This window comes from Paracoccus sp. TOH, from assembly GCF_030388245.1.
Classification (GTDB): Bacteria; Pseudomonadota; Alphaproteobacteria; order Rhodobacterales; family Rhodobacteraceae; genus Paracoccus; species Paracoccus simplex.
Genome location: NZ_CP098361.1, coordinates 1,208,085 through 1,226,813 on the forward strand (window position 1 = coordinate 1,208,085; position 18,729 = coordinate 1,226,813).

Annotated in this window: 21 protein-coding genes; 19 read left to right on the forward strand and 2 right to left on the reverse strand. The window is 64.8% G+C overall.

From position 1 onward, the window contains the following. Positions 1 to 278 precede the first annotated feature (278 nt). The 3 genes from NBE95_RS16595 (at position 279) to NBE95_RS16605 (ending at position 1,797) form a co-directional block, all read left to right on the forward strand. Positions 279 to 809, forward strand: coding sequence for an antirestriction protein ArdA (locus NBE95_RS16595; protein ID WP_289895343.1), 531 nt, complete (start codon positions 279 to 281; stop codon positions 807 to 809). A 135-nt stretch (positions 810 to 944) separates the two neighbouring features. Continuing rightward, positions 945 to 1,229, forward strand: a complete 285-nt coding sequence (locus tag NBE95_RS16600) for a DUF6499 domain-containing protein (protein WP_289895344.1) — start codon at positions 945 to 947, stop codon at positions 1,227 to 1,229. 46 nt (positions 1,230 to 1,275) lie between these two features. After that, positions 1,276 to 1,797, forward strand: a complete 522-nt coding sequence (locus tag NBE95_RS16605) for a DUF2285 domain-containing protein (protein WP_289895345.1) — start codon at positions 1,276 to 1,278, stop codon at positions 1,795 to 1,797. An 18-nt stretch (positions 1,798 to 1,815) separates the two neighbouring features. Here NBE95_RS16605 and NBE95_RS16610 read toward each other — a convergent pair whose 3' ends face one another. Continuing rightward, a complete protein-coding gene (locus tag NBE95_RS16610; RefSeq protein ID WP_289895346.1) occupies positions 1,816 to 2,103 on the reverse strand; it encodes a DUF2285 domain-containing protein in 288 nt (95 codons plus the stop codon). A 469-nt stretch (positions 2,104 to 2,572) separates the two neighbouring features. Here NBE95_RS16610 and NBE95_RS16615 point away from each other — a divergent pair, with 469 nt between their 5' ends. The 8 genes from NBE95_RS16615 to NBE95_RS16650 all read left to right on the forward strand — a co-directional run bounded on the left by NBE95_RS16615 (position 2,573) and on the right by NBE95_RS16650 (position 10,054). Beyond that, a complete protein-coding gene (locus NBE95_RS16615) occupies positions 2,573 to 2,842 on the forward strand; it encodes a helix-turn-helix domain-containing protein (protein WP_289895347.1) in 270 nt (89 codons plus the stop codon). Further along, positions 2,843 to 3,919 (forward strand): replication initiator protein A, encoded by a 1,077-nt coding sequence (locus NBE95_RS16620; protein ID WP_289895348.1) that lies wholly within the window; start codon positions 2,843 to 2,845, stop codon positions 3,917 to 3,919. After that, entirely contained in the window at positions 3,916 to 5,364 is a 1,449-nt protein-coding gene (locus tag NBE95_RS16625) for a DNA cytosine methyltransferase (RefSeq protein WP_289895349.1), read from the forward strand. Before NBE95_RS16620 ends, NBE95_RS16625 begins: the two co-directional genes overlap by 4 nt. Next, entirely contained in the window at positions 5,361 to 5,879 is a 519-nt protein-coding gene (locus NBE95_RS16630; protein WP_289895350.1) for a DUF2840 domain-containing protein, read from the forward strand. Before NBE95_RS16625 ends, NBE95_RS16630 begins: the two co-directional genes overlap by 4 nt. Then, positions 5,876 to 6,445 carry a S26 family signal peptidase gene (locus NBE95_RS16635; protein WP_289895351.1) on the forward strand — a complete coding sequence of 190 codons (570 nt, stop codon included), beginning with the start codon at positions 5,876 to 5,878 and terminating at the stop codon, positions 6,443 to 6,445. The genes NBE95_RS16630 and NBE95_RS16635 overlap by 4 nt, the downstream gene beginning before the upstream one ends. A 2-nt stretch (positions 6,446 to 6,447) precedes the next feature. Beyond that, complete coding sequence (locus NBE95_RS16640; protein WP_289895352.1) at positions 6,448 to 6,780, forward strand: DUF736 domain-containing protein; 333 nt, start codon at positions 6,448 to 6,450, stop codon at positions 6,778 to 6,780. 132 nt (positions 6,781 to 6,912) lie between these two features. Then, positions 6,913 to 7,686: a lytic transglycosylase domain-containing protein gene (locus tag NBE95_RS16645; protein WP_354670361.1), complete on the forward strand. Its 774-nt coding sequence runs from the start codon at positions 6,913 to 6,915 to the stop codon at positions 7,684 to 7,686. Between the two features lie 1,246 nt (positions 7,687 to 8,932). Next, a complete protein-coding gene (locus NBE95_RS16650) occupies positions 8,933 to 10,054 on the forward strand; it encodes a DUF3363 domain-containing protein (RefSeq protein ID WP_289895952.1) in 1,122 nt (373 codons plus the stop codon). Between the two features lie 25 nt (positions 10,055 to 10,079). On the opposite strand, the gene NBE95_RS16655 is transcribed toward NBE95_RS16650, so the two are convergent. Beyond that, positions 10,080 to 10,958 carry a LysR family transcriptional regulator gene (locus NBE95_RS16655; RefSeq protein ID WP_289895353.1) on the reverse strand — a complete coding sequence of 293 codons (879 nt, stop codon included), beginning with the start codon at positions 10,956 to 10,958 and terminating at the stop codon, positions 10,080 to 10,082. Positions 10,959 to 11,131: 173 nt separating this feature from the next. Between NBE95_RS16655 and NBE95_RS16660 the strand changes: the two genes are divergently transcribed. From NBE95_RS16660 to NBE95_RS16695, 8 genes are all read left to right on the forward strand, one after another. Then, the gene (locus NBE95_RS16660; protein WP_289895354.1) at positions 11,132 to 12,655 is read left to right on the forward strand and encodes an MFS transporter; all 1,524 of its coding nucleotides are present in this window, start codon (positions 11,132 to 11,134) and stop codon (positions 12,653 to 12,655) included. Between the two features lie 36 nt (positions 12,656 to 12,691). Further along, entirely contained in the window at positions 12,692 to 13,366 is a 675-nt protein-coding gene (locus NBE95_RS16665) for an NAD(P)-binding domain-containing protein (RefSeq protein ID WP_289895355.1), read from the forward strand. 42 nt (positions 13,367 to 13,408) lie between these two features. Continuing rightward, positions 13,409 to 14,386, forward strand: coding sequence for a LysR family transcriptional regulator (locus tag NBE95_RS16670; RefSeq protein ID WP_289895356.1), 978 nt, complete (start codon positions 13,409 to 13,411; stop codon positions 14,384 to 14,386). A gap of 147 nt (positions 14,387 to 14,533) precedes the next feature. Further along, positions 14,534 to 16,519 (forward strand): conjugal transfer protein TraG, encoded by a 1,986-nt coding sequence (locus NBE95_RS16675; RefSeq protein WP_289895357.1) that lies wholly within the window; start codon positions 14,534 to 14,536, stop codon positions 16,517 to 16,519. A gap of 10 nt (positions 16,520 to 16,529) precedes the next feature. Next, positions 16,530 to 16,991 carry a CopG family transcriptional regulator gene (locus tag NBE95_RS16680; RefSeq protein WP_289895953.1) on the forward strand — a complete coding sequence of 154 codons (462 nt, stop codon included), beginning with the start codon at positions 16,530 to 16,532 and terminating at the stop codon, positions 16,989 to 16,991. A 147-nt stretch (positions 16,992 to 17,138) separates the two neighbouring features. Beyond that, complete coding sequence (gene trbB / locus NBE95_RS16685) at positions 17,139 to 18,119, forward strand: P-type conjugative transfer ATPase TrbB (RefSeq protein WP_289895358.1); 981 nt, start codon at positions 17,139 to 17,141, stop codon at positions 18,117 to 18,119. Then, entirely contained in the window at positions 18,116 to 18,448 is a 333-nt protein-coding gene (locus NBE95_RS16690) for a TrbC/VirB2 family protein (RefSeq protein ID WP_252913900.1), read from the forward strand. Before trbB ends, NBE95_RS16690 begins: the two co-directional genes overlap by 4 nt. After that, positions 18,448 to 18,729 carry a VirB3 family type IV secretion system protein gene (locus tag NBE95_RS16695; RefSeq protein ID WP_289895359.1) on the forward strand — a complete coding sequence of 94 codons (282 nt, stop codon included), beginning with the start codon at positions 18,448 to 18,450 and terminating at the stop codon, positions 18,727 to 18,729. The genes NBE95_RS16690 and NBE95_RS16695 overlap by 1 nt, the downstream gene beginning before the upstream one ends.

The following is an 18,729-nucleotide window of genomic DNA, read 5'->3' on the forward strand; positions in this document are numbered from 1 at the left end:
TAACGCAATGTGGAAGCGCGTTCGCCTTCGGGCCGGTGCGGCTCCCGCCGAGTCGTCTTCAACAGGTTTGCTAAGGGCGTTGCCCTCGCGCCAGCAAGGTAAGTGGAACCGTCAGGGGCGGTATCCCCAGCCTTCCGCGCCCCAGGGGGCTTGTGCAGGCCGGGTGATCCCCCTCCACCCCGGCCGCCCTTGCTCGTTGCTACCCCAGTCTCGGCGACGGCCAGAAGGTCAGGCGCGGCGTTCCGCTTCGCTGACCTTCAGACCCGAGGAACAGAGACATGACCAGCGCAACCGACATCAATCCCCGCATCTATGTTGCCTGCCTTGCAGCCTATAACAACGGCTATCTGCATGGTGCCTGGATCGACGCGGATCAGGACGCCGACGACATCAGGAACAAGGTTTCCGCGATGCTTGCGCGCTCGCCGATCAAGGGCGCGGAGGAATACGCCATCCATGATTATGAGGGTTTCGAGGGCATCACCGTCCACGAGTATGCCGGCATCGACAAGGTTGCCCGCATGGCCGCGTTCATCGCGGAGCATGGCGCGCTAGGCGCTGGTCTGCTGGACCATTGCGACGATGACATGGATCAGGCCGAAGCCGCCTTGCAGGATTGCTATCACGGCCAGTTCGCCAGCCTCGCCGACTTCATGGAGGAAGTGACCACCGAAAGCGGCGTCACCATCCCCGAGGCGCTGCGCTACTATATTGATTGGGAAGCAATGGCCCGCGATGCTGAAATGGGCGGCGAGTTCTTCACGGTCGAAACCGCACATGACGAGGTGCATGTGTTTTCCAGCCGGTGAAAGCCCGATCACCTTGCCCGCATATTGCGGGCAAGGTATCTCGCAGAATCGCAGCAATAGTGTTAACAAGAAAATAACCAATAATGATCGGCTGCGCCGCTCAAGGTTTCTGTATTTAGCGGCTCCTATTACTTCATGAAATCTTTGACCATCTCCAGTCCGGGCGTTGTTCTGCGCGCCCCGGCTTTGGGAGGTGACGCCATGCTTTTAAGCATCGACTGGCGCTCGCCGGCGGCATACCGACACGCGAAGCACATTCCTGCCGCCGGTTTCGCCTGGGAATATCTGCGCCGGAATGACGAGTATCGTCATGACTTCCAGACCATCGCACTGACCGGACAACCGGGCAGCCCCGAACTTGAAGCGTTCGCGCATCGTTGGGGTTTGCGATTTCCCATGCGATCCCGATGCGCCGCATGACCGGCCGCCGCCAATCTGGAGTCCGAGCCTTCAACCGCAAGCAGTGATGCTGTCGCCCGTCGAACATAGAGACGGTGACACGGAACCGATAGTTGCGCTTGCGCATCTTGCCGGCCTCGACCTGCGCCGCGCCACCGATGGCTGGCACGGCATTTGGCAGGCCGATGGCATCGCGCATCAATTCTGGTTGCCCGAGGCGGTGCCGGACGCCGCAGCGTTCTACGCCGTCACGCTACCGATGGACTCCTTTCTGGAGCTTCGCACCCACGCCGCCCGGCGCTTCTGGCGATCATTGAACGGTCGTCCGCCCGGTCCCGATTTCCGGGCGATCCCGGCCCAGCTTCGGCAATGGCATATCCTGTCCCTGCGCGCGCTCGATGCCCGCTTGCGCGGGGAAAGCTATCGCACCATCGCGGAAGTCCTGCTCGGCTTTCGCGGCACCAAGGAGGATTTCGAGAACGACCCGCGCAAGAACAAGGCCCGCCGCTTGGTCGCGCATGGCGTCAGGATGATGCGCGGCGGCTATCGCCTGTTGCTCCAATACCCGATCAAACCCGGCAAGCATTGATCCCGCGCGGGAACCGCCTCATGCCTTGTTCGCCGCCGCCTGTTCCAGAATCTTCCGATAGCCCTCACGCGAAAGCCATTGCGCGCGTTCAAGGTGGCTTTGCCAACAACGATAGGTGCGCAGTTCCTCGGCCGCAGGATCGCGGTGCAGCACGATCCGCGCGACTTCCTTCCAGTCCGCGCCATCGGCCTTTGCGTCGAGCAGACGCCAATAGGTGACGTGGTGCTGTTCATCGTAAGGTGTAATGTCGTTTCCCGTGGGCGCTTCGTCGTCCACATCGGGATCGAGTTCGACGGGAACCCGCATAGCCATTCCCCTTGATCCTGGAGGGCCTTGCTTGCGGTGCGCCCCCGCAAATGGCCCCTCTGACCCTGGTGATCGGGGAGTTAGTAACCGTGACTAGACGGCCCCATGACCTTTAGGCGAGAAGCCCTGGACATACGCCATAGGCTCCCCGACCATAAGGTTCGAGGATAGTGGTGCCGTCACGGCCGGCACCAACCGCTAGTCAGGGGTTACTAAGCCCCAGAGCAGCGCGTCTGCTCCGTCCGCAGTCTTAGCCGAGCTGCGCCCGAATGTCTTTGTCTATTCGTCCCGGCTGGCAGCCCGGCGCTGAAATCCCTCGCATATTTGCCGCGCAACGCCCCCGGTCAGGGGGTGCCGCCAGCGCATAGGCGCAAATGCGGCACGCTACGCGCCGCCGGTCCCTCTCCATGGTTCGCCACAGTCCGCTGTCGCCCCCGACAGCCGAATCCTGATGAACCGGAGGTGATCCATGTCCAACCCGCTCGCGGACCTTCCGCCGCGCATGTTGCGCACCAAGGAAGCCGCGCGCTTCCTCGGCATTTCCATCCGAACCCTTGAGAAGCATCGCACCTACGGAACCGGCCCGACCTATCGCAAGATCGGCGGGCGCGTCCTCTACGCGGTCGAGGACTTGCAAGCCTGGACCGCGATAGGTGCGCGCAAGTCCACCAGCGACAAGACCGCCGGCACCGTCTTTCCCGCCCGTCCGCTCACGCCCGAAGAACGGGGCAGCCGCTAGATGCTGCGCGAGGACGATCACGACCCCCCGCAGTCGTCCGAGGTTAGCGAGCGCAGCCGCCTCGACCCCTTCGTGGTCGCAACGGGCGACGCGCCGCCGCGCGATCAGCGCGACTTGATGGAACGGCCGTTTTTTTCGCTGGCGAAAACCCCGCGCACCAAGCCGATTCTCTACAAGGCCGCCGATATAGAGGTGCAGGTGTTCGGGATGCCCGAACACGGCATGGCGACCATATGGGACGCCGATGTTCTGATATGGGCCGCCTCGCAGATTGTCGCGGCCGAGAACAACGGCCTCACCACGTCGCGCTTCTTTCGCTTCACGCCCTATCATCTGTTGCGCGCCATCGGACGGCCGACCGGCAACCGGCAATATCTATTGCTCAAGGCCGCGCTCGCACGGCTGCAATCCACTGTCATCGCCACCACGATCCGCAACGGCCCGCATTGGCGCCGCCGGCAATTTTCATGGATCAACGAATGGGAGGAATTGACGACGCGCGCCGGCCGCGTCGAGGGCATGGAATTCGTCCTGCCCGAATGGTTCTATAACAGCGTCATAGGCCGCTCGCTGGTCCTGACCATCGACCCGGACTATTTCCGGCTGACTGGCGGCATCGAGCGTTGGCTTTACCGCGTCGCCCGCAAACACGCCGGCCACCAGCGCCATGGCTGGATTTTCGAGGTCGCGCACCTTCATCAGAAGTCCGGCAGCATCGCGCGGCCGTCCGACTTCGCGCTCGACCTGCGCCGGATCGCGGCCCGCCAACCGCTTCCCGGCTACCTGCTCCAGATCGAGCGGGAGGATGGCCGCGAGCTGCTGCGCATCCGCCCCGAAAACTTATCAACAGGCACTGTTGATAACCCTGTTAAAGCCATCGGCACATCAGGCGCACGGGGTATCGGCACATCAGGCGCAGCACTATCGGCACATCAGGCGCATGAACCCCAGCTAACGCTTTGGCCTGAAACGCGGAATCCGACCGCTAACTTATCTAACAGAGAATCTAACTCTTTTTCTTTGACGCGCGCACACGCGAGGCGTGGTGCCGGTTCCGCCGGGAGCGGCTGGCCATGATGCGCGCGCTCGACCTGTTCAGCGCCGCAGCCGGAGGCTGGTCGCTCGGCCTGCATCGCGCCGGCTTCGTCACCATCGCCGCCTGCGAAATCGTCGAATGGCGGCGCATCCTTTACGCAGAGAACAACCCTCATGTCAGACTCTACGAGGACGTGCGCGGACTCACGGCAGCTCGCCTTGTTTCCGACCTTGGAATCCTGCCCGACATCATCGTCGGCAGCCCGCCGTGCCAGGACATCAGCAGCGCCAACACCAAAGGGCGAGGCATCGACGGGGAACGGTCGGGCCTCTATCTCGAAGCCGTCCGGCTGGTCGGAGATTGCCGCCCTCGCTGGTTCGCTTTTGAGAACAGCCCTAATCTCAGAACTCGCGGCGCTGACCGGCTGCTCGATGAACTGGAAACGCTCGGCTACGCCGTCGAGCCGTGCGTGGTGGGTGCTGACAGCGTTGGCGCCAACCATGTCCGCAAGCGGTCATGGCTCATCGGCTACGACCCCGGCCAGCTTGCCGACACCCGTATCGCAATCCCAGCAGGGTGGCATCCGTCTGGAGGGTGGTTCTGGTGCGCGCAGGGCGATGAAGGAATCGGGCCTCTACGACCTGTTCCGCAGTCAGACCTTGGCGACGCCGAGGAAATCGGATGCGGATCGCGGTGGCAGGGGCGACGTGTTGAGCCAGTTGCAGGGCCATGCCAGCCGCCATGCGGGGATGATGGGAACGCCGACAGCGAACGCAGCGCCGCGGGGGAGCGTCCTGCGCAAGCTCAAGGGCCGGATGACATCGGATCAGGACGATTTCGAACGGACGCCGACCATGAGCGAGGTGCTGCATTTCGACAGGCCGGACATGCCCCATGGCATGATGCCGACGCCGGTAAAGCCGAACGGCGGCCGCAGGTTGAGCGCGCAGGAGATAGAGACGGGACGCCGGGCGAACGGGGCGAAGGCGCAGATCGACACGCCGAACCTGTTGCGCCACGCGGCGGAAACCCTGCCGACACCGACGAAGCGCGACAGCCGCATGGACGGCTGGAGTCCGGCCTACGAGCGGCGGAAGTCGCCGACGATGGACGCGATGATGAGCAGGGCAATGATGGCCTCGACGCCGACAGCAACGAGGAACCAACTGGCCCCATCATCCATCCAGAAATGGGCGGGCGCGCGGGCGCTGGCGGTGATGTTGCGGAACCATGGGCTGACTGGAACGGCGGCCTTGCCCATCACCTACGGCTGGATGATGGGCTTTCCGCCTGGGTGGCTGACACGCGCATTGCGCTCGGTAGTCGCAAAGGGACTTCTGCTGCCAGCTTGATCGTCGAAGCCTTCGGCGACGCTGTTCTTCCGCAAATCCCCGAAGCCATCGGCCGCGCCATCCTGCGCACCGAAGCCGCGCTCGACGCCGTGCTGGTGCGCTCCACCCCCGACATTCCCGGAGACGAACAATGACCCGCCGCGCCCATCGCAGCGCGCACGGCCGTCCGCTGCCGGACGGACCCGCGCCCTTCACCACCCTGGTCGAACTGACCTTCGAGAAACGCAAGATCGAGCATTGGATCAGGTTCGGCCGCAAGACCTACGAACAGATCATCGACCGCCGCCGCAGCGTCGTCGGCTTCGCGCCGGAGAGTGTCTTCGCCTTCGTCCGATGGGCGAGCGGCGAGCATGGCACGGTCGTTTCGCGCATCGACATTGTGCGAGCCATCGGGCGCGGCGAGCCGTTCCAGACGTTGCCCTTCGTGCGGCCCGGCGGCGAAATCCTGTTGCGGCTCGACGGCTGGCCGAAGGTGCAGCGCGCCCTTGCCGTGATCAACGCCGTGGAATCGCTCGGCCTCGACCCCGCCGACATATCGCCGGACTACTGGCGTCACGCGCACAATCGCCTGACCGCCAATCTGGAGCCGAGCGCCTACACGCCCGAACGTCATGCGGCATGGATCGGACGCCGGAGGATCGACCCATGACGCGCCGCCGCTATCTCGCGGTCACGGCGCTGGCCGCAATCGGCATTGCCGCCGCAAGCGCCGTCGAGACGCCGACGAAACTCATCTGGAACGCCACCGCCAGCGCGCCGGTCGGCTTCTACACGGTCGAGCCAGCCGATGCGCTCGACGTGCCGGAGCTGGTCGCAGTCCAGCCACCCGAACCGCTCGCCGCCTTCATGGTCGGGCGCGGCTATGTTGGGCGCGGCGTTCCGCTGTTGAAGCGCGTCCTCGGCTTGCCGGGGCAGCGGGTTTGCCGCACCGGCCGCACGATCACGGTTGACGGGATCGAGATGGGCGACGCGCTCGACCGCGACCGGATCGGGCGGGAACTGCCCATCTGGCAGGGCTGCCGCGTCATCGCCCCCGGCGAAATCTTCCTCATGAATTGGGATGTCCGCGACAGCCTGGACGGCCGGTATTTCGGACCCATCCCCACAAGCTCGGTCATCGGTCGGGCGGTCCCGCTCTGGACCGATGAGGAAGGCGTCGGCCGCTACGAGTGGCGCGCGCCGACCACTGATTTCCCCCAACCAGAAGGAGACTAACCATGCCCGCCAATATCTTTGAACCCACCGCCAACGGCTACGCCGGCCGCGTCCGACTGTTCGGCATCGACGAGGCAATCGTTCTTGTCGCCATCGAGCCGGGCGACGGCGAGAACACGCCCGCCTATCGCATCCAGCTCGACGACGAGGACGGCCCCGAGATCGGCGGGGCGTGGAAACGTGTCGGCGAACGCGCCGGGGATTACATCGCCCTGGAGATCGACAGCCCGCTTTTTCCCGCGCTGTTTCGTCCGGCGCTGTTCCAGGCCGACGACAAGGGGCGCACCTTCCGGCTCGCATGGAAGCGGCCACGGGCGCGCGAGGATCGGGGCTGATCGGTGCGTGTTCCCGTCATCCCTTTGTTCGCGGGAAATCCGTCTCATCCCTTCGTCCCGCTCGGGCGCAGGACGGCCGGCGCGCGCAGCGAAGGTCAGGGGCGGCCCCCGGCCGGCGCTTGCGCCTTGCCCTTGACCGCAGCGAGGACGCTGGCAGGCTGGAGCCATTGCGGAGACAGGGCGGCATGGCGTTTTGCCGTCCTGTTGCTCGCCGTGGCGCTTTCCGTCTGCGCCGGATCGAGCGTCGCGGTCGCGCAATCCGCGCCGGTCGAGCGCCCGGCAGCCGCCCATCCCTATGCGGCCCACATAGCCGAGGCGTCGCAACGGTTCGGCATCCCGGAGCATTGGATTGTCGCCGTGTTGCGCGCCGAAAGCGCGGGCGACGTGCGCGCGGTTTCGTCGGCCGGGGCGATGGGATTGATGCAGGTGATGCCCGACACCTGGGCGGGCCTGCGCGTCCGCCATGGCCTTGGGCGCGATCCCTACGACCCGCGCGACAACATCATGGCAGGCACGGCTTACCTGCGCGAGATGTTCGACCGCTACGGCAATGTCGGCGCGATGCTCGCGGCCTACAATGCCGGTCCCGGCCGCTACGACGAACACCGCGCGACGGGCCGACCGCTTCCCGCCGAGACACGCGCCTATGTCGCCGCGCTCGCCCCGATCCTTGGCGGCGCGGCTCCATCGGATGCGCCGTCCCTGCAACCGGCACCGCCGCCCGATTGGCGCGAAGCCCCGTTGTTCGTCATGCGCCCGGACGGCAGCCGGGCGACCGTCACGCCGCTGACCGGGGCGCAATCAGGTGACGGCCGCGCTGCCGTTCCGGCGCGCGATCCCGTCGCTACGCAGCCGCAGGACGGCAGTATTTTCGTGGCGACCGCGAGCGACGGAGGAACGCCATGATGGCGGCGTTCCCGCGCTCGGCGGCGCAGGCTTCGTCATCCAGTCGGGCGGGTTTGCGTCCGGCTGGATTCGGGGTCGGAAAGGCAGAAAGGGCCGAAAGAAAGGAGGGCAAGATTAAAGAAGACGGCACCATGTCGGGCCGCTTCCTGAAATTGTTGTTGTCTGCACACTGGTTAGGGGAGCCGCGAGCGGCACCACGATTTTTGACCCCGCGTGCCGCGATTTCGCGCAAAGCCTTGGCTTTGCAGGGTTTCGAGCGGCACCATAGGCGCAGATCGGCAGTTTTTCGGCGGTTTGGGCTGGAGTCGCGCCCTTGAGCGCCGACGACGAAAACCACTTCCGCCCGAAGCCCGGCCGCATCCGATCCGTCACGCCGAAGGCTGGCAAGACCAAGAGCTTTTTCACGCAGGTCAAGAAGATCACCCGGCAGCATCAGGCGGCAGCCGCCCGCGATCCTTCCATGCCGTCATCCGCCCGCCCGTCATCGCCGGGCCGTTCCCGTGCCGTGGTCGCCAGCGGCAAGGGCGTGAAGCGCGGCCGGGGCGCGAGCTTCGTGCGCGCCCGCAATATCTCCGGCCATTGGCATCATCGCCAGCCCGGCAGCCGCCGCGTCATCGTCAAGCAGCGCAGCGTGAGGGCCGCATGGAAGGGCGGCCGTGCCCGCGCACATCTGCGCTATGTCCAGCGTGACGGAACCTCGCGCGACGGCGAGCGCGGCCGGCTCTATTCGGCGACCGAGGATCGCGCCGATGGCGACGCCTTCCTTGATCGCGGCAAGGACGACCGCCACCAATTTCGCTTCATCGTCTCGCCCGAGGACAACGCGGAGCTGTCGGACCTGACCGCCTACACCCGCGATTTCATGAAACAGGTGGAAGCCGACCTCGGCACGAAACTCGATTGGGTCGCCGTCAACCACTACAACACCGGCCACCCGCATGTGCATATCATCGTCAACGGCCGCGACGATATGGGCGGGGATCTAGTCATCAACGGCGACTATCTTTCCGCTGGCCTGCGCGAGCGCGCCAGCGAGCTTGCCAGTCTGGAACTCGGCCCCGTGACCGAGATCGAGCAGGCCCGCAAACTATCGGCCGAAATCGACCGGGACCGTTTCACCCGGATCGACGAGGCGATGGCCGGGGAGGCCGATGATCGTTTCCTCGACCTGCGCCATGAGCCGGTCGCACCGCGTCGCCAGTTCGAGCGAACATTGCGCCTGCGTCGCTTGAGCAAGCTCGAAAAGATGGGGCTGGCGACCGAACACGCGCCCGGCGTTTGGGAGTTGAGCAAGGACATGGAACCGGCCCTGCGCGAGCTAGGCGAGCGTGGCGACATTATCCGCACCATGCAGAAGGCGCTCGGCCCGCAGGGCGGCGAGCGCGATCCCATGAGCTTCCAAATCCATGACGGTGCGCCCGAGACGCCTATCGTCGGTCGCGTCGTGGACAAGCATCTGTCCGACGAGCTTGGGGAGAACCTGACCGTTGTGGTGGACGGGATCGACGGCCGCACCCATCACATCGCCGGCATCGCGCCCGAGCGGCTGGAGGATGCCCGCATCGGCAGCGTCGTCCAGATCGGCCCGGCCGAGGTGACGGCCCGACCATCCGACCGCAGTATTGTGGCCATCGCCGAGAGCGGCATCTATCGTCCGAGCCGTCATCTGGAGCAGGCGAAGTTCGAGGGCCGCGTTCCGGGCGGCGATTATGAGGGCTATCTCGATGCCCATGTCCGCCGGCTGGAGGCGTTGCGCCGCGCCGGCATCGTCGAGCGGATCGACGCCGATCAATGGCGCATTCCCGAAGATTGCGAGAGCCGCGCCGCCGCCTACGACGCTGGCCGCGACCGGCAGGCCAGCGTTCGCGTCCTGTCGCCCGTCAATCTGGACCGGCAGATAGGTTCGGACGGCGCAACCTGGCTGGACCGGCGATTGGTTCACGACGAGACGGCCGACCTTGCGCCAACCGGCTTTGGGCAACAGGTCCGCGAAGCCATGGACCAGCGCCGCGAACATCACATCGAGCAGGGCGACGCCACCCAAGCGCGCGACGGTCGCATCTTCTACCGCAGCAACCTTCTCGCCACGCTGCGCGAGCGGGAAGTTGCCGGCGCCGGCGCGGAGATGGCCGAGGGCAAGGCGCTATCGTTCCGCGCCGCCAAGGATGGCGAGAGCATCAGCGGCAAGTTCACCGGGACTGTCCAGCTAACGAGCGGCAAGTTCGCCATCGTGGAAAAGAGCCACGAGTTCACCCTTGTCCCGTGGCGGCCAGTCATCGACCGTCAGCTCGGCCGCGAAGTTATGGGCGTCGTGCAGGGCGGTTCGGTATCGTGGCAACTCGGGCGATCACGCGGTTTGTCGATCTGATGGAAACGGGCATGGTTCCCGGCCGCTACACGGAGACGAGGCTGATTTGCTTGTTGCTGTTCCTGCGATGCTCACTGAACGCGGCCGTGATCGCGCGCAATGTTTCGCGCGTCTTGGGGTCGGTCAGAGATGAGTGCAGAACGATGGACAGTGACGGAATTGGCGGCAGGTCGAGCATCTGACTGACCTCGATCATGTCGGGAGTCGCCAACCGACAGGGGAACGCAGCGACCGCAAGACCGGCGGACAATGCCGCAGTCACCGCCGAGGTGCCGCCAACGAATACTTCGTTCCACTGGATTGCAGCCGCATCCAGCAAGCGCGTCGCCACTTCCCGAACCGTGCAGCACGAAGGATGACTTGCGATCCGCAATGGCTCGCCGGCGTGATGCTCGAAATCCGATGACGCAAACCAGCCGAAATGCTCGGGGCCAAGCACTTCCCCGTCCCGCCGGTCGTCGTCGCTTCGCACGATCACAGCATCCAGCGTTCCGTCCTCATAGGCATCCAGAAGGGCGCGCGAATTATCAACCAGGACCTCGACCGTCAGGCAGGGATCGAGCGATTTGAGCTTTGCAAGCAAGGTCGGAACTTCCGGCCCCATGATGTGCGCGGCGATCCCCAGCCGGAAGCGGCGCCTTTCCCCCGCGAGCGCCGCAAGCGCACGTTCATGGGCTGCAAGGAACTCCCGTGCGGGCGGCAGGAAGGTTTCGCCCTGCGCAGATAGACGCACCTGCCTTGGAGTGCGTTCGATCAGCTTTTTGCCGAGGCGATCTTCGAGCCGCTTCAACTTCACGCTGACCGCACCCTGCGTCGAGCCAATGGCCTCGGCGGCGCGGGTGAAGCTCTGAAGGTCGGCGATCATCACGAAGGCCCGGACGGCATCAACCTCAAGCACACTCATCTATCTATCCATTTTTGTTGTCACTGAAATGGCCTGTCATACGATTGTCAAATGAGCATATTGGCGGCATTTCTGCAAGCCAACCGTATCGTCGCGCGCAGGGTGAGCCGAGTAACGCATATCGCCGTAGGTGATGAGCCGCCTTGTGCTGCGAGCAACAGCAAGGCCAAGATATGAATCCTGCACCATCATCCAAGAACAGCTTTGCGCTTGTCGCCGTATGTCTTTCGGCGCTCATGCTCGGGCTGGAAATAACCAGTATCCCGTCGATCCTGCCGGCGCTGGAAAGCGTCCTCCCGGCCGATTTCCGGCAACTGCAATGGATCATGAACGCCTACACCATCGCCATGTGCGCGGTGTTGATGGCAATGGGCGCCTTGGGGGATCGGTTCGGCCGCAAGCGCATCTTCATGTCGGGCGTCGTGGTCTTCGGGATCGCGTCCCTTATCTGCGGGCTGGCGACCAGCGCGCCGCTTCTGATCGCGGCGCGCTTTCTACAGGGACTCAGCGCCGCCGCCATGCTCGCCTGTCAGGTCGCGGTCCTGTCGCACCAGTTCAGGGATGGCGCGGAGCGCGGCAAGGCGTTCGGCTGGTGGGGCATCATCTTCGGGATCGGCCTTGGCTTCGGCCCGATAGTTGGTGGCGGGATTATCACGCTGGCAAGCTGGGAATGGGTGTTCCTGATCCACGTCGCAATCGCGGCAGCCACGGTGCTGTTTGCTCAAAAGGGCGTCGAGGAATCTTCCGATCCCCAAGCCACCCGGATCGACCTCGCCGGCATGGTCACGCTGTCGATTGCGGTGTTCGGAATCGTTTATCTGATTACGCAGGGACAGGAATTGGGACTGGCGAGTCCGGCGGCGCTGGCGATCCTCGCAGTCAGCATCGCCAGTTTCGTGCTGTTCGTCGTCGTCGAGAATCGCACTGCACGACCGATGTTCGACTTCACCGCCTTCCGCATTCGCAGGTTTTCGGGCGCGTTGCTCGGCTCCAGCGGCATGAATTTCAGCTTTTGGCCCTTCGTGATCTATCTGCCGATCTATCTGCAAGCAGTGCTGGGCTATGACGCCATCGCGGCGGGCCTGACCGTGCTCGCCTATACCGTGCCGACGATCCTGGTCCCGCCGCTTGCGGAACGGTTGCTTCTGAGCCGTGGTCCTGGCTTGGTCATTCCCCTTGGCCTCTTCACCATCGGCGCGGGCTTCGGCCTTCTCCATATCGTCGCGTCAAGCGAACATGCGAACTGGATGACGCTGCTCCCCGGCTGCATCCTCGCGGGGATCGGCCTCGGCCTCACAAACACGCCCGTCACCAACACGGCGACCGCCGCCGTGCCGCCCGAACGGGCCGGCATGGCGTCCGGCATGGATATGAGCGCGCGGTTCATTTCGCTGGCGGTCAATATCGCGATCATGGGCCTTATCCTCTTGAGCGGCGTCTATGCCTATCTCGCTCAAGGCCTCCCGCAACCCCCGGCCGAAGCCACGCTCCGGGCGCTGGCAGATGCCGTGTCAGCGGGCAATCTCGCTGCCGCCGAAAGCCACGGGTTCCCCATCACCGCCGCGCGCGCTGCGCTGGCGCAGGGCATCGGCTGGGTCACGCTCTACGGCGCAGTCTCGGCATGGACCCTCGCGCTGATGAGCTTCCTTGTCTTCGGAGGGAAGAAGTCGATGCGGGCGGAAGCCTTACCGCGCTGAACTCATATAAACGCCAGAAGCGCGGAAGGAACACAGATGAAAATCGGGATTATTGGCGCGGGGCGAATGGCGCAGGCAGTTGGATTGCTGGCAACGAGGGCCGGTCATCAGATCATGTTGAGCAATTCCAGAGGACCGGAAACGATCCGGCACATCGGCCAGCAGATCGGTTGTGAGGTCGGGACCGTGGATGACGTTGCCGCGTTCGGTGAAATGATCGTCGCGGCCATCCATCTGCAAATGTCGCCGGCCATTCCGGCGACGCCACTGGCAGGAAAGATAGTGCTGAACCCGCAGAACTACTTTCCACATTTCGGGCCGGTGCCGGAGCTGGACAGCGGCGAGCTTACGACCGCCGAGGTACTGGCAAGGCTCCTTCCGGGTTCCAAGGTGGTGAAAGCCCTCAACTCCATTCTGGTGGAGGACGTAGTTCCTGATGCTCGCCCGACCGGCGCGAAGGATCGGCGCGCGCTTCCTATGGCCGGAGACGATGCCGACGCAAAAGCGGCCGTCGCCACATTCCTCGATCAGATCGGCTACGATTCAGTCGATGCGGGAGGCTTGGCCGATGGATGGCGCTTCGAGCGCCGCAGAGCGGTCTATTGTATTCCGCTGGACAGGATCATGCTTGAGGAACGGTTGGCGGCAACCACCCGCGACAGCTTCGTGCCAGATGGCAACTGGCGATTCGATCACGGCATCCGCGCCTAGTGGAGCGGAGGGTGAGCGATGCGGCGGCGGCAACCAGTATCCATGATTGATCGTCAATCTGGTATGCTGACCTCTCTAGGGTCGCGCATCCCTATGACATCGCTGATCCAGACGCTTGCCGTCGCCGAATATCTGAACTTCCGCCACGCCGCTAATGCGCTCGGCGTGGCGCAATCCAGCGTCAGCGCCCGCGTGAAGACGCTGGAAGAAGACCTCGGCATCCTCCTGTTCGAGCGCCATGCGCGCGGCGTCCGGTTGACCGAAGCCGGACGCCAATTCATCGAGCGGATAGCGGCAGGCATCGACCAACTCGACCATGCGGTGAAGACCGCAGGCATGGCCGCATCAGGGGAATGTGGTCGCCTGCGCATCGGCGTCCATGCCCTGATCCCGTGCAGCTTCCTTGCAGACCTGCTTGCCGGATACCGGGAAGACCATCCCGGCATCGACATCGAGATTACCGAAGGCACGGCCCGCGATACCGTCACACAGCTTCGCGCCGACCGTTTGGACGTGGTGTTCGTAGCAGGAAGCCCCGAACTGCCCGACTGCCATTCCCGGCGTATATGGGCCGAACCACTGGTCGCGGCGCTACCGGATCGGCACCGGCTGGCCGACCAGCTTGCCGTCACCTGGGCCGACCTCGCAGGGGAGACGTTCCTTGTCCGATCCGGCGGCACCGGCCCGCAGGCTTACGACCATATCGTTCTGCGCCTTGCCGGACGCTGGCCCACATCCTCGATACAACGCTTCGATGTTGAGCGCAGCACCTTGCTATCCATGGTCGGACAGGGGTTCGGCATCACCATCGCCGGGGCGGCCACGACGCTGCTTCCAACGTCCGGTGTGGTCTTCCTGCCATTCGCCGACGAGCCGGAGCCGGTTCCGTTCTCGGCCGTCTGGTCGCCCTACAATCGCAGCGCCGCGCTTCATAACTTGCTCACGCTTGCAAGCGACATGGGGCGGCCGGGTTCGGGCGGACTGATTTCCCCAGCGATTCGCCCCGGCCACTCCGCATAGACGCCAGCGCAGGCGGCCGCGCTGCCACGACCGTCCTATTTACCGCCGCCCGTATCCGGCAGCCCTCCCGCATCCTCGCTCCTATTGCCTGCCCGGTTTTTGCTTACTCTCTGATCGGCTCCGTCCCTTTTGCAGACTGGAGCCTGGATGCGTGGTGGCCGAATCTTATGGGGCCAGATCGCGGTGGTTTTCACCATCGTTCTGGTGATGACCTGGGCGGCGACGCAATGGGTTGCCTTCCGCCTCGGCTTCCAGCCCCAGCTCGGCAATCCATGGTTCGAGCTGGCGGGCCTGCCGATCTACTATCCCCCGGCTTTCTTCTGGTGGTGGTTTTCGTTCGACGCCTACGCGCCGGCGATCTTCGTGGAGGGCGGCATCATCGCCGTGTCGGGCGGCTTCCTCGCCATCGCCGCCGCCATCCTCATGTCGATCATCCGGGCGCGGGAGGCGCGCAACGTCGCCACCTATGGTTCGGCGCGATGGGCCGAGGACAAGGAAATCCGCGCCGCCGGATTGCTCGGTCCCGATGGCGTCGTGCTTGGCCGGCATCCCCAGGACTATCTGCGCCATGACGGCCCCGAGCATGTCCTATGTTTCGCCCCGACGCGTAGCGGCAAGGGCGTCGGGCTAGTGGTGCCGACTCTGCTGACATGGCCGGGAAGCTGCATTGTCCATGACATCAAAGGGGAGAACTGGACCCTCACGGCGGGCTTCCGGGCGAAGCACGGCCGCGTCCTGCTGTTCGATCCGACCAACGCCAGATCGTCCGCCTACAACCCATTGCTTGAAGTTCGGCAAGGCGAGTGGGAGGTCAGGGATGTTCAAAATATCGCGGATATTCTGGTCGATCCCGAAGGCAGCCTCGACAAGCGCAACCATTGGGAAAAGACCAGCCACAGCCTGCTTGTGGGCGCGATCCTGCATGTCCTCTACGCGGAGAAAGACAAGACGCTCGCAGGCGTCGCCAATTTCCTGTCCGATCCCCGCCGCCCGGTCGAGGCGACCTTGCGCGCGATGATGGAGACGCCGCACCTGGGCGAAGCCGGCGTTCACCCCGTCATCGCGTCCTCGGCGCGCGAACTGCTGAACAAGTCCGAGAACGAACGGTCGGGCGTTCTCAGCACGGCAATGTCCTATCTGGGGTTATACCGCGATCCCGTGGTGGCGCGGGTGACGGCCCGCTGCGACTGGCGCATTGCCGATCTGGTCGGAAACCGCCAGCCCGTCAGCCTCTACCTTGTCGTGCCGCCGTCCGACATCAACCGCACCAAGCCCCTCATAAGGTTGATCCTCAACCAGATCGGCAGGCGGTTGACCGAGGACTTGAACACGTCCGGCAAGCGCCATCGCCTGCTATTGATGCTGGACGAGTTTCCCGCGCTCGGCAGGCTGGATTTCTTTGAATCCGCGCTCGCCTTCATGGCTGGCTACGGAATGAAGTCGTTTCTCATCGCCCAATCGCTCAACCAGATTGAGCGCGCCTATGGGCCGAACAACGCGATCCTCGATAATTGTCATGTCCGCATCGCCTTCGCCACGAACGACGAGAGGACCGCAAAGAGGATCAGCGAAGCCCTCGGCACCGCAACCGAGATGCGCGATTCCACCAACTACGCCGGGCATAGGCTGGCCCCGTGGTTGGGGCATCTCATGGTTTCGCGGCAGGAGACGGCGCGACCGCTGCTCACGCCGGGCGAGGTGATGCAGCTTCCGCCATCCGAGGAAATCGTCATGGTCGCCGGAACGCCGCCGATCCGGGCCATCAAGGCGCGCTATTTCGAGGATGCGCGGTTCATGGAACGCATCCTGACCCCACCCGATCCAGCGGTCGGTTCCGCCACGAATCCGTCATCGGATGATTGGTCGAGCCGCGTGGTCGCGGCGGCGAGCCATCCCGTAACGGACGCCACCGACAGGACCGAAGGCGATCCGGCCAATGCGGGCATCCGCCGCGAGCCGGAATTGCCCGAGCATGAGGAAATCGTCGCACCGCCGCCGTCGCCCGCGCAGGAGTTCGACATCCTGGACGACGAGCCGGACGTGGACGCGGCCAAGGCCCGCGCCATGCGCCAGCGCATGAGGATGGTCGCGCGGCAGGTCGCCATGAACCCCGATGATGGAATCGAGCTTTGAGGACACGCCCATGACCACACGAACCCGCCTGAATCTCTATTTCGACCCCGCGCTTATACCGCAGATCGAGACGCTGGCGCTGCGTCGCAAGGTGTCGAAATCCGCCATCGTCGAAGCGGCGGTCATGTCCTACCTGTCCGGCGATGCCACCGACCAGCTCGAAGCCGCCATGTCGCGCCGCCTGGACAAGCTCGGCCGCCAGATCGACGCGCTCGACCTGGACCTTGCAGCCCTCGGCGAGACGGTTTCGCTGTTCATCCTGTTCTGGCTGACCTTCACGCCGCCGCTTTCGGGGAGCGCGCAATCCGCCGCCCGCGCGAAAGGTGCGGAACGGTTCGAGGGCTTCATGCAGACCCTCGGCAAGCGCCTCGCCACCGGAGACAGGTTTCTCAAGGAGCTGTCGTGCGACATCGACTCACCCCGCGAAAACCACTCCACGGATGAGCCGGAGGCTAACGGCGATCCGGCTTGAGTATTCAGGCCCATCCTGTTTGCCGCCGGTCGCCGCCGATGCCCGCCTGCACTTAGATACTTGTTGAAGCGGCCGGATTTCGGCCTCTCTTAATCGACCCCGATCCGGGGATTGCCTGTCGCGTCCCCACCGAAAGCCGGGGCCGACATGACCACCAACCATCACAGACAGGAGGCGATGCAGCGCGGCGCGCGCATGTTGCGCACCGCGCTCGGGCCGGCAATCGCGCGCCTGCTCGAAGACTCCACCGTGGTCGAGGTGATGCTGAATCCCGATGGCCGGCTTTGGGTGGATCGGCTGTCCGAGGGGCTGGCCGACACGGGCGAGCGCCTGTCCGCCGCCGATGGCGAACGCATCGTGCGGCTGGTCGCCCATCATGTCGGCGCGGAGGTTCACGCCCGCAGTCCGCGCGTTTCGGCCGAGCTTCCCGAAACCGGCGAGCGGTTCGAGGGGCTACTTCCGCCCGTGGTCGTCGCGCCGGCCTTCGCCATCCGCAAGCCCGCCGTCGCGGTGTTCAGCCTCGACGACTATGTGGCGGCGGGCATCATGACCACCGACCAGGCGGATACGCTGCGCGCCGCCGTCCAGTCCCGCGCCAACATCCTTGTCGCGGGCGGCACGTCCACCGGCAAGACGACGCTCACCAACGCGCTGCTCGCCGAGGTGGCGAAGACGCAGGATCGCGTCGTCATCATCGAGGACACGCGCGAACTGCAATGCGCCGCGCCCAATCTGGTGGCGATGCGAACCAAGGATGGCGTCGCCAGCCTGTCGGACCTTGTGCGGTCGTCGCTTCGCCTGCGCCCCGACCGCATCCCCATCGGCGAGGTGCGCGGCCCCGAAGCCCTCGACCTGCTCAAAGCTTGGGGAACCGGCCATCCGGGCGGCATCGGCACCATCCATGCCGGTTCCGGCATCGGCGCGCTGCGCCGCCTTGAACAGCTCATTCAAGAGGCTGTCGTCACGGTCCCGCGCGCCCTGATCGCGGAAACCATCGACCTTGTTGCCGTCCTTGCCGGGCGCGGTTCCGCGCGCCGGCTCGCCGAACTGGCCCGTGTCGAAGGGCTGGGGCCGGACGGCGATTACCGCATCACCCAAGCCAACCCCAACACAGGAGAATCTTCATGATCCGCACGATTTCGCGCGGCTATCGCTTCGCCGCGACCGCCGCATCCACCCTTGCCATCAGCCTCATGCTCGCCCCGGCCGCCCATGCGTCGGGATCGTCGATGCCGTGGGAGCAACCGCTTCAGCAAATCCTTCAGTCCATCGAGGGGCCGGTCGCCAAGATCGTCGCCGTCATCATCATCATCGCCACCGGCCTGACGCTGGCCTTCGGCGATACCAGCGGCGGCTTCCGTCGCCTGATCCAGATCGTGTTCGGCCTCAGCATCGCCTTCGCGGCGTCGAGCTTCTTCCTGTCGTTCTTCTCGTTCGGCGGCGGGGCGCTCGTTTGATGGCGGGCGGCCTCGAACAACTCGACGCGGTGCCGGGCTTCACGGTTCCGGTCCATCGGGCGCTGACCGAGCATATCCTGCTCGGCGGCGCACCGCGCGCCATCGCCATCATGAACGGAACGCTTGCCGGGGCCGTGGGCCTCGGCCTGCGCCTCTGGCTGGTCGGCATCGCCATTTGGGCCATCGGCCATTTCGTGGCCGTGTGGGCGGCGAAGCGCGATCCCCAATTCGTCGAGGTCGGGAGGCGGCATCTGCGCATCCCCGGCCATCTGGCGGTGTGA

What these genes read in the sequence shown, in the direction of transcription:
- NBE95_RS16595 (WP_289895343.1), top strand. Translation starts at nt 279, where the DNA reads ATGACCAGCGCAACCGACATCAATCCCCGCATCTATGTTGCCTGCCTT.
- NBE95_RS16600 (WP_289895344.1), top strand. Translation starts at nt 945, where the DNA reads ATGAAATCTTTGACCATCTCCAGTCCGGGCGTTGTTCTGCGCGCCCCG.
- NBE95_RS16605 (WP_289895345.1), top strand. Translation starts at nt 1,276, where the DNA reads ATGCTGTCGCCCGTCGAACATAGAGACGGTGACACGGAACCGATAGTT.
- NBE95_RS16610 (WP_289895346.1), bottom strand. Translation starts at nt 2,103, where the DNA reads ATGCGGGTTCCCGTCGAACTCGATCCCGATGTGGACGACGAAGCGCCC.
- NBE95_RS16615 (WP_289895347.1), top strand. Translation starts at nt 2,573, where the DNA reads ATGTCCAACCCGCTCGCGGACCTTCCGCCGCGCATGTTGCGCACCAAG.
- NBE95_RS16620 (WP_289895348.1), top strand. Translation starts at nt 2,843, where the DNA reads ATGCTGCGCGAGGACGATCACGACCCCCCGCAGTCGTCCGAGGTTAGC.
- NBE95_RS16625 (WP_289895349.1), top strand. Translation starts at nt 3,916, where the DNA reads ATGATGCGCGCGCTCGACCTGTTCAGCGCCGCAGCCGGAGGCTGGTCG.
- NBE95_RS16630 (WP_289895350.1), top strand. Translation starts at nt 5,361, where the DNA reads ATGACCCGCCGCGCCCATCGCAGCGCGCACGGCCGTCCGCTGCCGGAC.
- NBE95_RS16635 (WP_289895351.1), top strand. Translation starts at nt 5,876, where the DNA reads ATGACGCGCCGCCGCTATCTCGCGGTCACGGCGCTGGCCGCAATCGGC.
- NBE95_RS16640 (WP_289895352.1), top strand. Translation starts at nt 6,448, where the DNA reads ATGCCCGCCAATATCTTTGAACCCACCGCCAACGGCTACGCCGGCCGC.
- NBE95_RS16650 (WP_289895952.1), top strand. Translation starts at nt 8,933, where the DNA reads ATGGGGCTGGCGACCGAACACGCGCCCGGCGTTTGGGAGTTGAGCAAG.
- NBE95_RS16655 (WP_289895353.1), bottom strand. Translation starts at nt 10,958, where the DNA reads ATGAGTGTGCTTGAGGTTGATGCCGTCCGGGCCTTCGTGATGATCGCC.
- NBE95_RS16660 (WP_289895354.1), top strand. Translation starts at nt 11,132, where the DNA reads ATGAATCCTGCACCATCATCCAAGAACAGCTTTGCGCTTGTCGCCGTA.
- NBE95_RS16665 (WP_289895355.1), top strand. Translation starts at nt 12,692, where the DNA reads ATGAAAATCGGGATTATTGGCGCGGGGCGAATGGCGCAGGCAGTTGGA.
- NBE95_RS16670 (WP_289895356.1), top strand. Translation starts at nt 13,409, where the DNA reads ATGATTGATCGTCAATCTGGTATGCTGACCTCTCTAGGGTCGCGCATC.
- NBE95_RS16675 (WP_289895357.1), top strand. Translation starts at nt 14,534, where the DNA reads ATGCGTGGTGGCCGAATCTTATGGGGCCAGATCGCGGTGGTTTTCACC.
- NBE95_RS16680 (WP_289895953.1), top strand. Translation starts at nt 16,530, where the DNA reads ATGACCACACGAACCCGCCTGAATCTCTATTTCGACCCCGCGCTTATA.
- trbB (WP_289895358.1), top strand. Translation starts at nt 17,139, where the DNA reads ATGACCACCAACCATCACAGACAGGAGGCGATGCAGCGCGGCGCGCGC.
- NBE95_RS16690 (WP_252913900.1), top strand. Translation starts at nt 18,116, where the DNA reads ATGATCCGCACGATTTCGCGCGGCTATCGCTTCGCCGCGACCGCCGCA.
- NBE95_RS16695 (WP_289895359.1), top strand. Translation starts at nt 18,448, where the DNA reads ATGGCGGGCGGCCTCGAACAACTCGACGCGGTGCCGGGCTTCACGGTT.